Origin of the sequence: Falsiruegeria mediterranea M17, assembly GCF_900302455.1 — a bacterium.
Taxonomy (GTDB): domain Bacteria; phylum Pseudomonadota; class Alphaproteobacteria; order Rhodobacterales; family Rhodobacteraceae; genus Falsiruegeria; species Falsiruegeria mediterranea.
Map to the genome: position 1 here is coordinate 74,418 of NZ_ONZG01000005.1, position 16,782 is coordinate 91,199.

18 protein-coding genes and 1 other RNA gene are annotated in these 16,782 nt (G+C 58.4%); 8 read left to right on the forward strand and 11 right to left on the reverse strand.

Going from position 1 to position 16,782, the window contains the following annotated elements; translation table 11 throughout:
- Window positions 1-5: 5 nt before the first annotated feature.
- The 3 genes from TRM7615_RS11065 to fumC are packed head-to-tail and all read right to left on the reverse strand — an operon-like array spanning window position 6 to window position 1,806.
- Entirely contained in the window at window positions 6-239 is a 234-nt protein-coding gene (locus TRM7615_RS11065; RefSeq protein ID WP_108787446.1) for a ribbon-helix-helix domain-containing protein, read from the reverse strand.
- Window positions 236-412, reverse strand: a complete 177-nt coding sequence (locus TRM7615_RS11070) for a DUF4169 family protein (RefSeq protein ID WP_108787448.1) — start codon at window positions 410-412, stop codon at window positions 236-238. Before TRM7615_RS11070 ends, TRM7615_RS11065 begins: the two co-directional genes overlap by 4 nt.
- Window positions 412-1,806, reverse strand: coding sequence for a class II fumarate hydratase (gene fumC, locus TRM7615_RS11075; protein WP_108787450.1), 1,395 nt, complete (start codon window positions 1,804-1,806; stop codon window positions 412-414). Before fumC ends, TRM7615_RS11070 begins: the two co-directional genes overlap by 1 nt.
- Before the next feature lie 239 nt (window positions 1,807-2,045).
- Here fumC and TRM7615_RS11080 point away from each other — a divergent pair, with 239 nt between their 5' ends.
- Window positions 2,046-2,585: a hypothetical protein gene (locus TRM7615_RS11080; protein ID WP_235824067.1), complete on the forward strand. Its 540-nt coding sequence runs from the start codon at window positions 2,046-2,048 to the stop codon at window positions 2,583-2,585.
- Between the two features lie 57 nt (window positions 2,586-2,642).
- On the opposite strand, the gene TRM7615_RS11085 is transcribed toward TRM7615_RS11080, so the two are convergent.
- The 8 genes from TRM7615_RS11085 to TRM7615_RS11120 all read right to left on the reverse strand — a co-directional run bounded on the left by TRM7615_RS11085 (window position 2,643) and on the right by TRM7615_RS11120 (window position 8,211).
- Window positions 2,643-3,113, reverse strand: a complete 471-nt coding sequence (locus tag TRM7615_RS11085) for an SspB family protein (protein ID WP_108787454.1) — start codon at window positions 3,111-3,113, stop codon at window positions 2,643-2,645.
- A 77-nt stretch (window positions 3,114-3,190) separates the two neighbouring features.
- Entirely contained in the window at window positions 3,191-4,438 is a 1,248-nt protein-coding gene (chrA, locus tag TRM7615_RS11090; protein ID WP_108787456.1) for a chromate efflux transporter, read from the reverse strand.
- Window positions 4,435-5,247, reverse strand: coding sequence for a chromate resistance protein ChrB domain-containing protein (locus TRM7615_RS11095; RefSeq protein WP_108787458.1), 813 nt, complete (start codon window positions 5,245-5,247; stop codon window positions 4,435-4,437). The genes chrA and TRM7615_RS11095 overlap by 4 nt, the downstream gene beginning before the upstream one ends.
- A gap of 156 nt (window positions 5,248-5,403) precedes the next feature.
- Window positions 5,404-5,835 carry an ester cyclase gene (locus tag TRM7615_RS11100; protein ID WP_108787460.1) on the reverse strand — a complete coding sequence of 144 codons (432 nt, stop codon included), beginning with the start codon at window positions 5,833-5,835 and terminating at the stop codon, window positions 5,404-5,406.
- 103 nt (window positions 5,836-5,938) lie between these two features.
- Window positions 5,939-6,312, reverse strand: a transfer-messenger RNA (tmRNA) gene (ssrA, locus tag TRM7615_RS11105).
- 37 nt (window positions 6,313-6,349) lie between these two features.
- The gene (locus tag TRM7615_RS11110; RefSeq protein WP_108787462.1) at window positions 6,350-6,712 is read right to left on the reverse strand and encodes a DUF4345 family protein; all 363 of its coding nucleotides are present in this window, start codon (window positions 6,710-6,712) and stop codon (window positions 6,350-6,352) included.
- 49 nt (window positions 6,713-6,761) lie between these two features.
- Complete coding sequence (locus tag TRM7615_RS11115) at window positions 6,762-7,409, reverse strand: TenA family protein (RefSeq protein ID WP_108787464.1); 648 nt, start codon at window positions 7,407-7,409, stop codon at window positions 6,762-6,764.
- A gap of 64 nt (window positions 7,410-7,473) precedes the next feature.
- Complete coding sequence (locus TRM7615_RS11120) at window positions 7,474-8,211, reverse strand: FadR/GntR family transcriptional regulator (RefSeq protein WP_108787965.1); 738 nt, start codon at window positions 8,209-8,211, stop codon at window positions 7,474-7,476.
- A 77-nt stretch (window positions 8,212-8,288) separates the two neighbouring features.
- Between TRM7615_RS11120 and TRM7615_RS11125 the strand changes: the two genes are divergently transcribed.
- The 7 genes from TRM7615_RS11125 (at window position 8,289) to TRM7615_RS11155 (ending at window position 16,770) form a co-directional block, all read left to right on the forward strand.
- Window positions 8,289-9,080 carry a DUF2182 domain-containing protein gene (locus tag TRM7615_RS11125; protein WP_235824068.1) on the forward strand — a complete coding sequence of 264 codons (792 nt, stop codon included), beginning with the start codon at window positions 8,289-8,291 and terminating at the stop codon, window positions 9,078-9,080.
- A 3-nt stretch (window positions 9,081-9,083) separates the two neighbouring features.
- Entirely contained in the window at window positions 9,084-9,788 is a 705-nt protein-coding gene (locus TRM7615_RS11130; protein ID WP_085795545.1) for a DUF1326 domain-containing protein, read from the forward strand.
- Between the two features lie 66 nt (window positions 9,789-9,854).
- Window positions 9,855-10,949, forward strand: coding sequence for a dimethylsulfoniopropionate demethylase (locus TRM7615_RS11135; protein ID WP_108787466.1), 1,095 nt, complete (start codon window positions 9,855-9,857; stop codon window positions 10,947-10,949).
- Between the two features lie 87 nt (window positions 10,950-11,036).
- Window positions 11,037-12,032, forward strand: coding sequence for an acryloyl-CoA reductase (gene acuI / locus TRM7615_RS11140; protein ID WP_108787468.1), 996 nt, complete (start codon window positions 11,037-11,039; stop codon window positions 12,030-12,032).
- A 253-nt stretch (window positions 12,033-12,285) separates the two neighbouring features.
- Window positions 12,286-13,866: a BCCT family transporter gene (locus TRM7615_RS11145; protein WP_108787470.1), complete on the forward strand. Its 1,581-nt coding sequence runs from the start codon at window positions 12,286-12,288 to the stop codon at window positions 13,864-13,866.
- 266 nt (window positions 13,867-14,132) lie between these two features.
- Window positions 14,133-15,362 carry an aminotransferase class V-fold PLP-dependent enzyme gene (locus TRM7615_RS11150; protein WP_108787472.1) on the forward strand — a complete coding sequence of 410 codons (1,230 nt, stop codon included), beginning with the start codon at window positions 14,133-14,135 and terminating at the stop codon, window positions 15,360-15,362.
- A gap of 199 nt (window positions 15,363-15,561) precedes the next feature.
- A complete protein-coding gene (locus tag TRM7615_RS11155) occupies window positions 15,562-16,770 on the forward strand; it encodes an SAM-dependent methyltransferase (protein WP_108787474.1) in 1,209 nt (402 codons plus the stop codon).
- Window positions 16,771-16,782: the final 12 nt, after the last annotated feature.

A 16,782-nucleotide genomic window follows, 5' to 3' on the forward strand; every position in this document is an offset into this window, starting at 1 on the left:
GAAGCCTAGCCAGTCTTGTCCTGTGAATTCTTGTACCAGTTTAGCACAAAGACGCGGATGGCCGAGGCAAGGCCGGTTTCGGGGTCGCGTGCAACATCAATTTCAGCGGCCAATACATTGATTGGATTTCCTTTTGCTTTCGCGATCTCTCGGAATGCCAGCCAAAATTCATCCTCCAGAGAAACCGAAGTTCGATGGCCCTTGAGCGTCAGAGAGCGTTTGATCGGGGGGCCGCTCATTCCTCGGCCTTGTGCCCGTCCAGATCGCGTTTGGCCTTGTCCGCACGCGCTTGGGTCAAGTCCTTTTCAGCCTTTGTGCGGCCAAATTTGACGGCGTTCTGGTCAGCGCGGGCCTTTTTCTCGGCCCGCGCTTTTTCTTTTCGAAACCGGTTCAGGTTGACCGGTTCCGCCATCAGTCTTTTGGCCCGATCATCTGTTCGGGGCGGACAACCGCGTCAAACGTCGCCTCGTCGACAAAGCCAAGTGCGATGGCTTCCTCTTTCAGGGTCGTGCCGTTCTTGTGCGCGGTCTTGGCAACCTTTGTGGCGTTGTCATAACCGATGGTCGGCGCCAGAGCCGTCACCAGCATCAGCGATTCCTTCATCAGCTTGTCGATGCGCGGCTCGTTGGCCTGAATGCCAAGCAGCATCCGCTCGGTAAAACTGTCGGCGACATCACCCAACAGCTGCATGGATTGCAGCAGGTTGTAAGACATCATCGGGTTGTAAACGTTCAACTCAAAGTGGCCTTGCGAACCTGCAAAGGTCATCGCGGCGTTGTTGCCCATGACGTGGGCTGCAACTTGCGTCATCGCCTCGGCCTGGGTCGGGTTGACCTTGCCCGGCATGATCGATGAGCCCGGCTCGTTTTCCGGCAGGATTAGTTCGCCAAGACCCGAACGCGGGCCAGAGCCCAGGAAGCGGATGTCGTTGGCGATCTTGTACATCGAGCCCGCAACAGTGGCCAAAGCACCGGACATAAAGACCATGGCGTCATGCGCGGCCAGTGCTTCGAACTTGTTGGGCGCGGTGACAAAGGGCAGGCCGGTGATCTCGGCCATATTGGCGGCGACCGTCTCGCCCCAGCCTTTTTGCGTGTTCAGGCCGGTGCCAACAGCAGTGCCGCCTTGTGCCAACTCATAAATGCCGGGTAGGGCCGCTTCGACGCGGGCGATGCCCTGACGGATCTGATGGGCATAGCCGCCAAATTCCTGGCCCAGGGTCAGCGGAGTCGCGTCCTGAGTGTGCGTCCGGCCGATCTTGATGATGTCCTTGAACTCTTCTGCCTTCTGCTCCAGTCCCTCGGCCAGTTTGGTCAAGCCAGGCAACAGCACATCGCGCACGGTCATCGCGGCGGCGATGTGCATCGCGGTGGGGAAAGTGTCGTTCGACGACTGGCCCATGTTGCAGTGATCGTTCGGGTGGACCGGGTCCTTGGAACCGATGACGCCGCCCAGGATCTCAATCGCGCGGTTTGCGATCACCTCGTTCGAGTTCATGTTCGATTGCGTGCCCGAACCGGTTTGCCAGACAACGAGGGGGAAATTGTCGTCAAAATTGCCTTCGAACACTTCGCCGGCGGCCTGAATAACCGCATCGGCAATCTTGGCGTCCAGCTTGCCGCTCTCCTTGTTGGCCATGGCGCAGGCCTTTTTGATCACGCCGAGCGCGCGCACGATTGCGACCGGCTGCTTTTCCCAACCGATCGGGAAGTTCATGATCGAACGCTGCGTCTGCGCGCCCCAGTACTTGTCTGTGGGGACCTCCAGCGGGCCAAAGCTGTCGGTTTCGGTGCGGGTATCGGACATGTATTCACTCCGGTTGGTATGCGTTTGTATGCCGTTTAGCCAAGGCAGCCCATTCGCGCAATTGGCCAGTTGCGCGCAGCATAAAACCAACGCCAGCCAAGGTATAGACGCCGATCACGTTCATTTTTCCGCGTGCAGTGTGAACTGGGCCATTGTTCCCAGGTCGGCGCGGGTTAGAATGAAAGTTAGAACCCCACCCCGCGAAAGGACATTTGATGCGCTATTCCAGCTTGAGACCAATGAGACCTGCGATTTGGGTCTTGGCGTCTGCACTTGTTCTGTTGCTCACCGGAATGGTGCAAGCAGGCTCCGGTTTGATCGAGCCTTTTGTAGGTGAATACAAAGGGTCAGCCGAGGTTATTAATGCGGATGGCTCGAGCACGCCGCGTGACATGAGTGTCGAAATCGGCGAGACCAAGGACGGGTTCAACGTCACCTGGAGCTCAACCACCTACAAGCCGGACGGGCGCACCAAGGAGAAATCTTATTCCGTTGATTTCCTGCCGACAGATCGCGCAGGTGTCTTTTCTGCGGCGATGAAGCGCAATGTGTTCGGCCATGCAACGCAACTCGATCCGATGAAGGGCGAGCCTTATGTTTGGGGGCAGATCGTGAGTGACACGTTGACGGTCTACAACTTGTTCATCGACGCAACGGGCGGTTACGAGTTGCAGCAGTTTGATCGCACAATAACCGAAGGGGGCCTGATGTTGGCATTTTCGCGTTTGAGCAACGGGAAAGAGGCGCGAACGGTTGAGACCTTCCTCGAAAAACAGTGAGGTCACACAGGAAAACGCCCGCAACTTGCGGGCGTTTTCCTGAGCAAGAACAAACTGTTACTTGCGGAAACTGTCGAGCGATACGACCTCGGCATCGTGGGGGGTGTCATCTTCGACCTCTTCCGCCATATCCGCCTCAACCACGATGGGTTTGTCTTCCTCGTCCTCTTCGGACTCGCCGGTTTCAAACCGCAGACCAAATTCCACCGATGGATCCACAAAGGTCTTGATCGCATCGTATGGGATATAGAGCGGCTCGGGCGCGTCGCCAAAGTTCAGCGTGATCGCGAACCCGTCGTCACCAACTTCCAGATTTTCGAACCAATGCTGCATGACAACAGTCATTTCCCCGGGGTAGCGATCTGACAGCCAATCGGCCAATTCAGCATCGGGGTGCGAGGTGTCGAAGGTGATGAAAAAGTGGTGTGCACCAGGCAGTCCATGCTGGGCGACGTCTTGCAGAACGGTCTTGATCAGACCGCGCATCGCCGTGTGCATGAGGTTTCCGTAGTCGATGTCCCGAGACATGTCATTTCCTCAAAAAGTCTTGCCCTCACCATAGTGGATTCGGAGGGAAACGAAAGAGCAGCCGACACACTAAATGCTTAAAGCAGATGGACGGCCGCCCCCAGTGCCGCCATCAGGATCAATGTCTCGCCCAAGCCCCGTTTGAAGCCCCAAATCCAAACGGCCGCAACCAGGCAAAAGATGCCCGCCGTCACGTCGATTGTGGACCAGTCTGGCATTGGAAATGACAGAACGCCCCACGTGCTCTGTCCGACATCTGCAAAAAGAACATGCAAGGCAAACCAGACCGACAGGTTCAGGATGATGCCGACAACGGTGGCTGTGATGGCCTGCAATGCGGCCGCCAGGCGTGGGCGGGCAGAGATATGGTCCAGGTAAGGCGCGGCCAGGAATATCCAGAGGAAACAGGGCACAAAGGTTGCCCAAAGCGCCACGATCCCGGCCGCAATTGCCAGCGTTGCGCCACCCTGCAGTTGCCCGGTCAGCATGGCCACGAACTGCGTCACCAGGATTAGCGGCCCTGGCGTTGTTTCGGCCAGACCAAGCGCGTCAATCATCTGGTCGGTGCCAATCCAGCCGTATTGGTCGACGATGGTTTGCGTCATGTAGGCCAGCACCGCATAGGCCCCGCCAAAAGTGACAACGGCGAGCTTGGCAAAGAACCAGCCAAGATCCGCGAGCAGCGTTTGTTCCGTCAGTGTCAATGCCACAAGCGGCAACAACCACAAGCCGCCCCAGATCAAAGCCGTCCGCAGCGTGGCGCCCGTGTCGACTTGGGACAGAGGTGGGGTCTCTCCCGGCTGTGCCGTCGCATAGCCCCAAATCGCGGCAGCGGCGATGATCAGTGGAAAGGGCAGGTTCAGGGCAAAGATCGCCAGGAAACCAAGCCCGGCCAATATCCAGGACGACCGCCCCTTGAGCGCCTTTCTGGACAGGTTTCTGAGTGCCTGCAAAACGATGACGATCACGGCGGCCTTGATGCCCAGAAACATGGATTGCACCAGAGGCAAATCGCCGAACTGCGCATAAAGCCCAACAAGAATTGCGATCACGAAGGCGCCGGGCAGAACGAACAATCCGCCAGCAAGCAGACCGCCCCCGACGCCACGCAACTTCCAGCCGGAATAGGTGGCCAGCTGCATCGCCTCGGGCCCTGGCAACAGCATGCACAGCGACAGCGCCCGCAGGTAGGTTTGCTCGTCCAACCATGGGCGATCTTCTACAAGTTCCTTGTGCATCAAGGCGATCTGGGCGGCAGGACCGCCAAAGGACATCACGCCGATGTGGCCAAAGACGCGGGCCATGTCAGAATAGCTGGGGGTCATGCGCCGTGCCCTTCGGACCAGGTGTGCTGTTCGCCTTGGCCGTCTCGCGCCCACCGATAGAGCGCATCATAAAGGATCATTCCTGCGTCCAATTGGTCCAGGTCTGACTTGTAGGCCCGCGACAAGCCAACCGAGATCGCGAGCAATCCGGCGGCTTGCGGAGCAAGATCATGCCGGTCGGTGTCGGCGGCTCTGACAACGGTCCCCATTTGCTCGAGCGCCGGTGTTTGCAGACCGAAACCCCGGATCATCACGTCAAACGTGCAAAGCTCGCCGTCATGGGTCCAGGGTGCGTTAACCGTGTCAAACGCAGTGGCGCTGAACTTTTCAGCCACCGCATCCACCTCGGAAGGCGGAACGAACAGAAAGCGGGAATAGGGGTCGACGAAACGGCGGATCAGCCATGCACAGGCGATGCGGTCAACCTTGGGCCGGTGGCGCGTGACCCAGGTGGTTTGGCCGCCATTTGGCGCGGGTAGGGCGGCCGGGTTCACCGTTGGATATGCGGTATCCCGCCAGGCAACCATTCCCCCTTCAAGCACCTGTGCGGACGCGCCTGAGCTTCGCAAAATTGCTGCTGCGCCATGGCTCAGCTTCAAACCTTTTTGGCAGACGACCACGACGTCCTTGCCTTGCAGTTCGGAACTCAGCTCTTCCACGCGGTTATGGGGCCAACGCAGTGAGCTTGGGATCATATGAGGATCATCGTCGAAATCGGCGTCTATGCGCACGTCAAGAACGACCGGGCAATCAGGTGTCCCGATCCGACGCATCAGAACGTTGGGGGAAAGAGAATTAAAGGCAGGCATGTCGGCATCCTTCCGCTTTGGTACAGCAAAGAATGCGAAACTTGGGCCTGAGCCTGACGGGGCGTTCGCACGTTGACCCCTTGCGCCATGGGTAACGGAAAGTGACGCATGGGGTCAATGGCCTGGCCGATCACCGGCCAGATTGGCAACCCGGGTTTAGGCCCAGGAAAGCTGCTGCCCGGTCATGCAGACGGGCAGGGTATCTTCGGGCAGCTGGCCCAGCTGTTCAAACAGCGAGATAAAGTCGAACTGGTTATAGGCCTCGACCACCTTGTCGTCCTTGAACCGTGCCATGACCTGTCCCGTGACCTCGATCGGGGCACCATTGTCGGCCCGAGACGTGTGAACGTGCAACATCGCCGCCACCCAATCGCCGTTTTCGATGGTTTTGGGCAGCTTCACGTCAATTTCGCCCACGTGATAGCGAAAGGCTGTCACAAGGTCACGAAAGTCATCAACACCCACCTGCATTTCGGGGATGATCCCTTCGGCCATCGTTTCAGGGTCAAAGAACTTTTCAATCGCGTCTACATCGCCATGGACCCAAACTTGGTCGTACCATTCCTTCAACAACTCGGATTTTGTCATCATGCACCTCCATCGTTGCGAGGTCCAAACTGAGACTATGAGGTGAACAAATGGTGAATAACCCTGCGCCAAATTGAAAAAAGCACCAACAATTTAGGGATAAAGTGCAGGTTTCTGTTGCCAGGTACCTGCGAACCCCGCCTTACGCTGCTAGGCACAAGGACTTAAAGTCGGTTCAACCCGGACTGCTTACGCAGCCAGAGCAACCGGAGCACGATTGTCGTTTGCAATTGTACTGTTTTCGCCGGTAACGGTGGCAGACAGCCGAGACAAAGCTAACCCCTTTAGACGTCCGTCGATCCTATTTCGACCCCACGATTTCGAAAGTGATCCCCAAACGAAGGATGCTGCCGAAAGTGAATGGTGGAGTCGCCGGGTACCGCCCCCGGGTCCGATCCGTTTATTACGAGCGCGTTTATGTCCATAGTCCCGAAGGACATCCCCTGTATAGGCAGTCGCAGCCGGGGATGCAATCGCCGGGTTTCCCGTATTTTAGATCAGTAGAAGCAGAAGGTTACGCGCTGCGGCTCATGTTGGCGATGATCAGGAAAGCAGCTAGGGCGGCCTCGATTCCACCAAAGGCGAGCGCTTTGACGAAGGGAGGATTGTCCAAAACAAGCGATACGAACCGACCCAAGGCCGCACCGGCATAGACAAAACCGAGCATGGTGAAAGCTGCGGGCGTGCCCAGCCACAGAGCTGCAGCGGCGGTCACGACAAAGAGACCACCAACCGAGGCGCGCATTTCGCTGAGCCCCATGTTGCTGTTGGTCGGCGCCAGGTCGAGGGCACCCAGGGTGTAACTGGGCGCAAGAAAACCAAACAGGCCGAACCCAATGGTCAGCAGTGCTGCAAGGGTGTTGAGGGTGGGGATCATGCGGGGCTCCTTTGTTCGCGATTTAGAACCCCGCGGGATCGGGGCAAGATCAAGCAGCGTAAGAGGCGTCAAAGAAGGCGCGTTCCAATTCAACGGCCCGGGTAAAGAGTTCTTCGACCTCAGATTGCGCAGCGGCATCCAGCGTTGGCCATACCTTGTCGAGTTGCGCGCGCAAATACTCGACGACGCCTTCGAACCCGTCGCCTGCGTGAAGTGTGATCCATTCTGCAAACCAGAAAGGCAGATCCTCGCGCGGTGGGTTCACCGGGGTGGCCCAGCTAAGATAAGTCCATTCCGCAACCACCAGAACAGCCAGCATCAGCTCATACCGGCCCGACGCGGCGGCCTCAGCCATCAGGGCCTGGAAATCGCGGGTGGCAGGGGCAGCGGCGGCGTTCTGCTGGTCGGTGGTTACGTCCAGCGCCTCGAAGGACCGCAGAAAATAGGTGTTTTCCGGTCCGGTGATCACCGCCAGGAACTGCGCGGCGGGCACGCTGTCGGCCAGAGACGGGGCATGGGCGATGGCGCTGGCCAATAGGCGCACAAAGCCATCGATGAACTGATAGTCCTGCGCCAGATACCAACGCATCTTGTCCAGCGGCAGCGTGCCATCGGCCAGTTCGGTGGTGAACGCGTGGGTCGTGGCGGCGTGCCAATTGTCGGCGGCCAGTTGGCGCAGGTGTTCGGTAGGGCGCATTGGGGTCTCTCTGATCCAGATCTTTGACCTTGCGTCTAGGACGGATCAGACCGTTGGCACAAGATCAGCTTTTGTCGCGCGCCGCGCGGGCCGCCATGACGTTGTCTTTCAGTGTCAGAGTATAGGCGGTGAGCTCTTGCAGAGCGGTGTCTGCAGTTGTGGCGTCGTTGGCCTCAATCGCGTCGGCAATACGCGTATGCAGGGCCACGATTTCTTCGCGCGAACGAGCAGTGAAGGTGATCATGTTCATCAGAGGCTGCATCGCCTCGACCGCGCCGGCCAGTTGATAGGACAGCACCGGGTTGTCGGCCCCATCCACCAGCGCCCGGTGAAAGGCCACGTCCGAGGCGCAGAATGCCTCATCCGTCAGGCCCGGCTGGCTCTGGCGCACGATTTCAGCCCGCATGGTGGCAAGGTGGTCCGGGGTGCGGCGTTGGGCGGACAATGGCGCACAGGCGCGTTCCAAGGCGAAGCGCGCTTCGCAAGCCGTGTCAAAGCTGACCGCATTCATGCTGAGCAATAGGGTCGAGGTGGTGACCTGTTGAGGATAGGCGTCCTCAAAACTCAGCCGGTTGACAAATGCGCCCCCCGAGGCGCCACGTTGGGTGCGGATCAGGGACTGCGCGGCAAGGCGTTTCAGGGCTTCGCGTACGGTGGAACGGGACACTTTAAACTGCTCGCACAGCTCGGTCTCGGATGGGAGGCGTTCGTCGACGATCAGCTCACCGCCGATGATCGCGTCTTTGATCGCCTGGGCGATTTGCACCGAAAGATCGGCCGAGCTGTTGGGATCAATTTTCACGACATCACCATTTTTCATTTGTCTGACATTTAAAAGTCTGACATTTGAGTCGTAGGGGATGACTCGGGGAGGATCAAGTGAGCCGTCTGTCTGTCAGATCATTTTTGTGGCTTGGGTTCTACGGAATCATCCTGGCGGCGTGGTGGGTCCTGTATTCCATGGCGATCGACATGGATCTGGATCTGATCGGCCGTCCCGGCCCGATGGGCGAAGCCATGCGGCAGATGGACCCGCGCATGGACATGTACATGCCCATGGCCGAGTTTGGCTCGCTGTTCTGGATGTGGGGCATCATGATGGCGGCGATGATGTTGCCGACATTGGTCCCGACCTTGCAAAGCTACGAAGACCTGATGACGTCGGCCAACGGAACAAGAGCTGGCTGGATCGGTGTTCTGTTGGGCTATTTCCTGGTTTGGCTGGCGTTTGCCGCCGCGATCACAGGCGTGCAACTGGCGCTGCTATTCGGCGGTGTCGTGGATATGCTGGGGATCGCGAAGTCACCATGGCTGTCAGCAGGTCTGCTGATCGCAGTCGGAGCTTTCCAGTTCACCCGCGCCAAAGAGGTCTGCCATGGCGTGTGTCACGCCCCGATGATGTATTTCATCGGCAATTGGCGCACCGGGTTCGTCGGCGGGCTCCGAATGGGGCTGGGTCTGGGCGCGTTTTGCGCCGCCTGCTGCTGGGGGTTCATGGCGCTTGGCTTCGTCGGTGGTGTCATGAGCCTGCTGTGGATGGGCCTCGCCACCTTTTTCATGGTTCTGGAAAAACTACCGCAAATCGGCCACCGTGTGACCAAACCCCTTGGCGTTCTGCTGATCGCCGCGGGTCTGGCCTTGCTGGTCTATGTATATGTAATTGGAGGATAACCGATGGCAGTGAAACGTAAGCCCAATGCCGACCGCCTGCCGGTCAGCCAACGGATAGACAGCCGCATGGCCAATCCCAGTCGTCGCGACAAGACGCCCACCGATTGGGCCATCAAGGGCGAGCTGATCCTGAACTGTTCCTGCGATGTGTTCTGTCCCTGCGTGGTCTCCTTGGGCGCACACCCGCCGACCGAAGGGCATTGCCACGCCTGGATGGGGATCATCATCGACGAAGGTCATTACGAGGGCGAGGATCTGTCGGGCCTGAACGTGGGTCTGTTAGTCGACATTCCCGGTCGCATGGGCGAAGGCCAGTGGAAGGTTGCGGCCTATGTGGACGAAAACGCCAGTGGCAAAGCCTATAACGGTCTGCTTGAGATCTTTTCGGGCAAGGCGGGCGGCACCACCGGTCTGTTCACCATGTTGGTGAGTGAGATCATCGGAGCCGAGCGCGCGCCGGTTGTCATCGAACGTGACGGTGCAAAGCGCCGCATCACCATCGGACGCAAGATCCAGGGTGAAATCGAGATGCTGGGTGGGCTGGATCCCGAACACCCCGTCATGGTCAGCAATTCTAAATACTGGATGGGCCCCGACATCATCGTGGCGCGCGGCACCAAATCCAAGGTGCGCGACTATGGTCGCGTCTGGGATTTCGGCGGAAAATCTGCCGAGATCTGCCCAATCAATTGGAGCGGCGCACGCTGACAAAGCACCTTGCCGCCTTAGGGAAAACAACGGCGGCAGATCATCAACTGTTTGAGGAGACAAGGCATGGCCATCATCATGCCATCGCGCCGCGTGCGCAAAACACCTTTTTCGCCTGGGGTCGAGGCCGCCGGGGTCAAGGGCTACACTGTCTATAATCACATGCTGCTGCCGACGTTCTTCGAAAGCGTCGAGGCCGACGCCGCGCATCTGAAGCAGCATGTGCAGGTCTGGGATGTGTCTGTGGAACGCCAGGTGCAGATCAAAGGCCCGGATGCGTTGCGATTGATGAAGATGATCAGTCCCCGCGACATGGACAAGATGGCGGATGATCAGTGCTATTATGTGCCATCCGTGGATCACAACGGGGGCATGCTGAACGATCCGGTGTCGATCAAGCTGGCCGACGATCACTATTGGCTCTCGGTCGCGGATGGTGATTTGTGGCAATATACGCTTGGAATTGCCATCGCGCTTGGTCTGGATGTCGAAGTGGATGAGCCGGATGTCTCACCCTTGGCCGTACAAGGACCCAAGGCTGATGATCTGATGGCGCGGGTCTTTGGAGACGTGGTACGGGACATCAAGTTCTTCCGCTACAAGCGTCTGCCGTTCGAGGGGCAGGAGTTTGTCGTGGCGCGCTCGGGGTGGTCCAAGCAGGGCGGGTTCGAGATCTACGTCGAGGGCACGGAATACGGCATGCCGCTGTGGGATGCTTTGTTTGCTGCTGGCGAGGACCTGAATGTGCGGGCAGGGTGCCCCAACAACTTAGAGCGGATCGAGAGCGGATTGCTTAGCTTCGGCTCGGACATGCGACGGGACAACACGCCCTATGAATGCAGACTGGGGCGGTTCTGCAACTCGCCCGAGGATTACATCGGCAAGGTCGCGCTGGCCAAGCAGGCCCAGAACGGCCCACCACGTCAGATCCGCCCCATCGTGATCGAGGGAGAGATCGGTGCCTGCACCGGTTCCTGGCCGTTGCTCGCGGATGGTCGTCAGGTCGGGCAGGTGGCTTCGGCTGTGTTCAGCCCCCAGTTCGGCGTGAACGTCGCCATCGGCATGGTGGACCGCTCGCATTGGGACGCAGGAACCCGGATGGAGATCGAAACAGAACACGGGATGCGTGGTGCTGTGGTTCAGGAAAAGTTCTGGCGGTGAGTTTTGCCCCGCCGGATACCTCCGACGGGAACATTTGGAAAAGATGAAGGTGGGCGCGTAAGGCGCTGTAACCAGGGGAGAAACGATATGTTTAATGCATTGGTTGTTGAAAAAGACGAAGAGAGCGGCAAGGCAAGCGCCTCGGTCAAGCAAATCGGTCTGGACGCTCTGCCCGAGGGCGAGGTGACCGTTGCGGTGGAGTATTCCACCGTGAACTACAAGGATGGTCTGTGCCTCAGTTCCAGCGGCGGCGGTTTGGTTCGCAAGTATCCGCATATTCCTGGCATCGATTTTGCCGGCACGGTCGAGGCATCAAGCGATGACCGGTATAAGCCGGGCGACAAGGTGGTTCTGACTGGCTGGCGCGTGGGAGAGGCGCACTGGGGCGGGTACAGTCAAAAGGCCAATGTGCGGGCCGATTGGCTGGTTCCGTTGCCCGACGGTCTGAACGCGCGCCAAGCAATGGCGGTGGGAACGGCGGGATTCACCGCGATGCTGGCGGTGATGGCGCTGCAGGATCACGGTATGAAGCCGGATCACGGTCCTGTTCTGGTCACTGGTGCTGCGGGCGGTGTGGGCTCGGTCGCGACCGCGATCTTGGCCAACTTGGGCTATGAGGTGGCAGGCGTCACCGGGCGTCCCGAAACGGCGGACTATCTGAAGTCCTTGGGCGCCACACAGATCGTAGCCCGCGAAGAGATCAACGAGACCACCAAACGCCCGCTGGAAAGCGAAACTTGGGCAGGCTGCGTCGACGCGGTTGGCGGTGCCATGCTGGCGCGGGTGCTGGGACAGATGAAGTACGGTGCTTCGGTTGCATCGGTCGGTCTGGCTGGCGGCGCAGGCTTGCCAGCAACCGTGATCCCGTTCCTGCTGCGTGGTGTGAACCTTTTGGGCATCGACAGTGTCATGCAGCCCTATGACAACCGCCTGCGCGCCTGGCAGCGGGTGGCAACCGACCTGCCGATGGACAAGCTTGAGGCTATGATCCAGCCAGCGACGCTCAGCGACCTGCCACAACTTGGCGCGGATATCCTGCAAGGCCAGGTCAAAGGCCGCGTCGTCGTGGATGTGAACGCCTGAACCTACATCTTGGATGTCGCTTTTGGCACAAGACCCCGCAGTGAAATCTGCGGGGTTTTTTATTGATCTGGAAATCAAAAACCCTTGCGACGCTTGATGTTGCGTTTCCGACCTTGCATTCCAGCCACTGAATTTGTGTCGCGAAAAAACCAACAGGAATGTCGCTTTCAGACGCCATGGCGTCCCTTTTGCTGCGCCCATTTGGCCGGCATTTCCGGATCACGGCCACACTCAATCATGGGAGTGAGCATATATGTCCGAAAAGAAGGAGACCGACTATGAGGTCGGTCAAGACAATGTTCAGGTCTTGGGCCTGGACATCCACAACCCGGTGTTTGCCGTATCCGGGCTGACCATCGTTGCATTTGTATTTTTCTCGCTGGTCTTTCGCGAACAAGCCGGTGAATTCTTTGGCTGGCTGCGGGTGGCGCTGACCTCGCGGTTCGACTGGGTCTTCATGATCGCCTGCAACATCTTTGTGGTGTTTTCGCTGCTGTTGATCGTGACGCCCTATGGATCGATCCGTTTGGGCGGGGCCGACGCCAAGCCCGATTACAGCTATGCGGGCTGGATCTCGATGCTGTTTGCCGCTGGCATGGGCATCGGTCTGGTGTTCTGGGGCGTGGCCGAGCCGATCTCGCACTATGGGGCCAGCCTGGGTGGCGTTGCCACGGGCGAGGATGGCCTGCGCACCGACTGGGCACCACTTGGCGCGGCAGCCGATAACCCGCAGGGCGCGCGTGACCTGGCAATGGCGGCTACCATTTTTCACTGGGGGCTGCACCCTTGGGCTATCTACGCAGTCGTGGCCCTGGCGCTGGCCTTCTTCAGCTTCAACAAAGGACTGCCGCTGACGATGCGGTCGGTGTTCTACCCGATCTTTGGCGAGGCGACCTGGGGTCCTCTGGGTCACATCATTGACGTCCTGGCGGTGTTTGCCACCATCTTTGGTCTGGCAACCTCCCTGGGTCTGGGCGCAACACAAGCTCTGGCGGGTCTCAACTATCTGTTTGGTGTGCCGGTGACTGACGGCATGAAGGTGCTGTTGATCATCATCATCACCGCATTTGCGCTGATCTCGGTGGTTGCGGGGCTGGACAAGGGCGTTAAGCGCCTGTCCGAGGCCAACATGATACTTGCCGCTGCGCTGTTGGTGCTGGTTCTGATTGTTGGGCCGACCGTTGCCATCCTGTCAGGTTTCTTCACCAATCTGGTCGACTACGCCGTTCAACTGCCTGCATTGTCGAACTGGATTGGCCGTGAAGACACCAACTTCATGCAGGGCTGGACCACATTCTACTGGGCGTGGTGGATTTCCTGGTCACCGTTCGTGGGCATGTTCATTGCACGCATTTCGCGCGGGCGAACCGTGCGAGAGTTCGTGACTTGCGTGCTGCTGATCCCAACCCTCGTCGGGGCCCTGTGGATGAGCGTGTTCGGCAACGCCGGACTGGAGCAGGTCATGGCAGGTGGTGCCGAGGCGCTGCAAGACGCCGGGTTGGAGTTGAAGATGTTCGTGATGTTCGAAGCCTTCCCGATGTCCAGCCTTTTGTCGCTGGTAGGGATCATTCTGGTGGTGGTCTTCTTCGTGACCTCCTCCGATTCCGGCTCGCTGGTGATCGACACCATTACCGCTGGGGGCAAGACCAACGCCCCCACGGCACAGCGCGTGTTCTGGTGCATCCTGGAAGGTGCGATCGCGATCGTACTGCTATTGGGCGGCGGTCTGGGTGCGCTTCAGGCGGCGGCGATTGCGACGGGCTTTCCCTTTGCCATCATCCTGGTCCTGATGTGCGTGTCGATCTTCATCGGCCTGTCGCGCGAAAAGCGGTAGGCCCGCGGTAACATGATGAATCAGGGCCCCTGGGAGCAATCCTTGGGGCCCTTTTTCTGTGGCTTGACCGAATTGGCACAAAAGGTTTACCTCGACCCGTCCATCGGGTCGGAATCGACTTGAAGGGCTGCCGCGGTGTCGCATTATCCTTACAAGAGGAATGGCGGCGACACGGCTCGGCTGGAAGACCTGCCCTGTTCCGGAGGCCCCGAAACAAGGTTGGGGCGACCGGTCGAGATGTGAAGCTGAAAAAGGACATAGTGGCGATGACAACCCTGGATATTGATTTTGTGCGCGCGCAGTTTCCGGCATTTTCGGAATCGGTTCTGCAAGGACAGGCCTTTTTTGAAAATGCAGGTGGCTCGTATACCTGTCAGCAGGTCATCAACCGACTGACCCGCTATTACACTCAGCGCAAGGTGCAGCCGTATGCCCCCTATGACGCCAGCCGTCTTGCGGGAGAAGAAATGGATGAGGCGCGCACGCGCATGGCCGCGATCCTGGGCGTTGAAACGGACGAGCTGAGCTTTGGCCCATCGACGACGCAGAACACCTATGTTCTGGCGCAGGCCTTTCGGCAGTGGATGAAGCCGGGCGAAGCCATCATCGTCACCAATCAGGATCACGAGGCCAACAGCGGCCCCTGGCGGCGTTTGGCAGACGAGGGCATCGAGGTGCGGGAATGGGCCATCGACCCGGAAACGGGGCACCTGAACCCAAGCGATCTAGAAACCCTGCTGGACGAAAAAGTGCGCCTGGTCTGCTTTCCGCATTGCTCGAACGTTGTCGGAGAGATCAACCCGGTGACCGAGATCACGGCGATCGCACATGCAGCCGGTGCCTTTGTCTGTGTGGATGGCGTGTCATACGCGCCGCATGGGTTCGCGAATGTGGGTAAGTTGGGTCCCGACATCTACCTGTTTTCGGCCTACAAGACCTATGGCCCGCATCAGGGCTGCATGGTGATCCGTCGCGCATTGGGTGAACTGCTGCCGAACCAGGCGCATTATTTCAACGCAGATGTGCTTTACAAACGCTTCACGCCCGCCGGACCGGACCATGCCCAAATCGCGGCCTGCGCCGGCATGGCGGATTACATCGAAGATCTGAGCGGCCATCATGGTGGCCCATCCGAAGGATTGGCCGAAAAAGGTGCTTTCGCCCATGATCTGATGCGCGCGCACGAGGTGGCTTTGCTGCAGCCGTTGTTGGATGCCGTCAAGGACCGCAACTCTGTCCGGTTGATCGGCCCGGCGGACGCCGAGCAGCGCGCGCCCACGGTTGCCTTGGGTCTGAACCGTCCCGCAGAGCCGGTGGCCGCAGAGCTGGCCAAGCATGGTATCATGGCTGGTGGTGGCGACTTTTACGCCGTGCGCGCGCTGCAGGCGATGGGGATTGATCCAGAAAAACAAGGGGTTTTGCGGTTGAGCTTCACACACTACACCGCGCAGGACGAAGTAAACAAGCTGATTGAAGCCCTCGATCACGTGCTTTGATCCGCACCCAAAAGCAGAACCATGACGACCAGCGGCGCCTCTTCAACACGGCGCCGTTGAGCATTCAGGCATTCAAGCATCCGCGCACTGCGCCTAAAATAGGCTGTTTCGCCCTCAAAAAGGGGCTAAATCATTCAAAACTTGCCAGAAACACCATCTCGGCCTAGCCTTTACCCCAGAGCCACCATGGGGAGGAAAGATGGTTCTAACTTCGACTGACGGGCAGAAAGATCTGCCAAGATATTTTACGCAGGTCCATCGGATGCTGCACAAGATGGAAGCTGGACGTCTGGACATCGTCTTGCCAGACGGCCGAAGGTTTCGTTCGGACGGTGCAAAACCTGGCCCCGTGGCCCAGATCGACGTGCATCATCCTGATCTCTTTGCAAGATTGATCCGCGAGGGGGACCTCGGCTTTTCCGATGCCTATCTTGAGGAATGGTGGAGTTCACCAGACTTGCGGGCCTTTATGGATCTTGTGCATCAAGGCTCCGAAACTGTGTATGATCATTTCCCGGGCCGAGGGTTGATCCGCGCCTATGAGCGATTGCGCTTTTGGCTGCATCGCAATCACAAGGAGCAAGCTAGGAAGAACATCTCGTATCACTATGATTTGGGGAATGATTTCTACGCACTTTGGCTGGATGATACGATGACCTATTCCAGCGCGTTGTATGAAACCGGACAGGAAAGTCTGGAAAATGCGCAGACCGCCAAATACGCAAGCCTGATTGATGAAATGGGCGTGCAACCCGGTGATCACGTGTTGGAAATCGGCTGTGGTTGGGGTGGGTTTGCAGAATATGCGGCCAAGGAGCGCGGGCTGAAGGTCACAGGGCTGACGATCAGCCAGGAACAGTTTAACTACGCGCAAGAGCGGATTGAAAACGCAGGGCTTTCCGATCAGGTAACTTTCAAACTACAAGACTATCGCGATGAAACCGGCAGCTATGATGGTATCGCCAGCATCGAGATGTTCGAGGCGGTTGGGCAAAAGTACTGGCCAACCTATTTCGGCACGGTTCATGACCGGTTGAAACCCGGCGCTCAAGCCACTTTGCAGATCATCACGGTCAATGATGCCCGATGGGAGGTCTACAAGAACGGTGTCGATTTCATCCAGAAACATATCTTTCCGGGCGGCATGCTGCCTGCGCCAAAGATCCTGCACGAGCAGGTCGATCTGGCCGGGCTGACTTTTGTCAAATCCAAGGAGTTCGGCCAAAGCTACGATCTGACCCTGCGCCGATGGTACGACACGTTCAATGCAAAGTGGGAGCAGATCGCCGAAATGGGGTTTGATGATCGGTTCCGGCGTATGTGGAACTTTTACCTGACCTCTTGCGGTGCGGCCTTTTACATGGGCAACTGCGACGTGACCCAGATCACCATTGCCCGCAAGGGCTGAAGCTCGACCAAG

What these genes read in the sequence shown, in the direction of transcription:
- TRM7615_RS11135 (WP_108787466.1), top strand. Translation starts at nt 9,855, where the DNA reads ATGGCCATCATCATGCCATCGCGCCGCGTGCGCAAAACACCTTTTTCG.
- TRM7615_RS11145 (WP_108787470.1), top strand. Translation starts at nt 12,286, where the DNA reads ATGTCCGAAAAGAAGGAGACCGACTATGAGGTCGGTCAAGACAATGTT.
- fumC (WP_108787450.1), bottom strand. Translation starts at nt 1,806, where the DNA reads ATGTCCGATACCCGCACCGAAACCGACAGCTTTGGCCCGCTGGAGGTC.
- acuI (WP_108787468.1), top strand. Translation starts at nt 11,037, where the DNA reads ATGTTTAATGCATTGGTTGTTGAAAAAGACGAAGAGAGCGGCAAGGCA.
- TRM7615_RS11115 (WP_108787464.1), bottom strand. Translation starts at nt 7,409, where the DNA reads ATGCGCCCTACCGAACACCTGCGCCAACTGGCCGCCGACAATTGGCAC.
- TRM7615_RS11100 (WP_108787460.1), bottom strand. Translation starts at nt 5,835, where the DNA reads ATGACAAAATCCGAGTTGTTGAAGGAATGGTACGACCAAGTTTGGGTC.
- TRM7615_RS11065 (WP_108787446.1), bottom strand. Translation starts at nt 239, where the DNA reads ATGAGCGGCCCCCCGATCAAACGCTCTCTGACGCTCAAGGGCCATCGA.
- TRM7615_RS11110 (WP_108787462.1), bottom strand. Translation starts at nt 6,712, where the DNA reads ATGATCCCCACCCTCAACACCCTTGCAGCACTGCTGACCATTGGGTTC.
- TRM7615_RS11155 (WP_108787474.1), top strand. Translation starts at nt 15,562, where the DNA reads ATGGTTCTAACTTCGACTGACGGGCAGAAAGATCTGCCAAGATATTTT.
- TRM7615_RS11150 (WP_108787472.1), top strand. Translation starts at nt 14,133, where the DNA reads ATGACAACCCTGGATATTGATTTTGTGCGCGCGCAGTTTCCGGCATTT.
- TRM7615_RS11095 (WP_108787458.1), bottom strand. Translation starts at nt 5,247, where the DNA reads ATGCCTGCCTTTAATTCTCTTTCCCCCAACGTTCTGATGCGTCGGATC.
- chrA (WP_108787456.1), bottom strand. Translation starts at nt 4,438, where the DNA reads ATGACCCCCAGCTATTCTGACATGGCCCGCGTCTTTGGCCACATCGGC.
- TRM7615_RS11080 (WP_235824067.1), top strand. Translation starts at nt 2,046, where the DNA reads ATGAGACCTGCGATTTGGGTCTTGGCGTCTGCACTTGTTCTGTTGCTC.
- TRM7615_RS11085 (WP_108787454.1), bottom strand. Translation starts at nt 3,113, where the DNA reads ATGTCTCGGGACATCGACTACGGAAACCTCATGCACACGGCGATGCGC.
- TRM7615_RS11070 (WP_108787448.1), bottom strand. Translation starts at nt 412, where the DNA reads ATGGCGGAACCGGTCAACCTGAACCGGTTTCGAAAAGAAAAAGCGCGG.
- TRM7615_RS11130 (WP_085795545.1), top strand. Translation starts at nt 9,084, where the DNA reads ATGGCAGTGAAACGTAAGCCCAATGCCGACCGCCTGCCGGTCAGCCAA.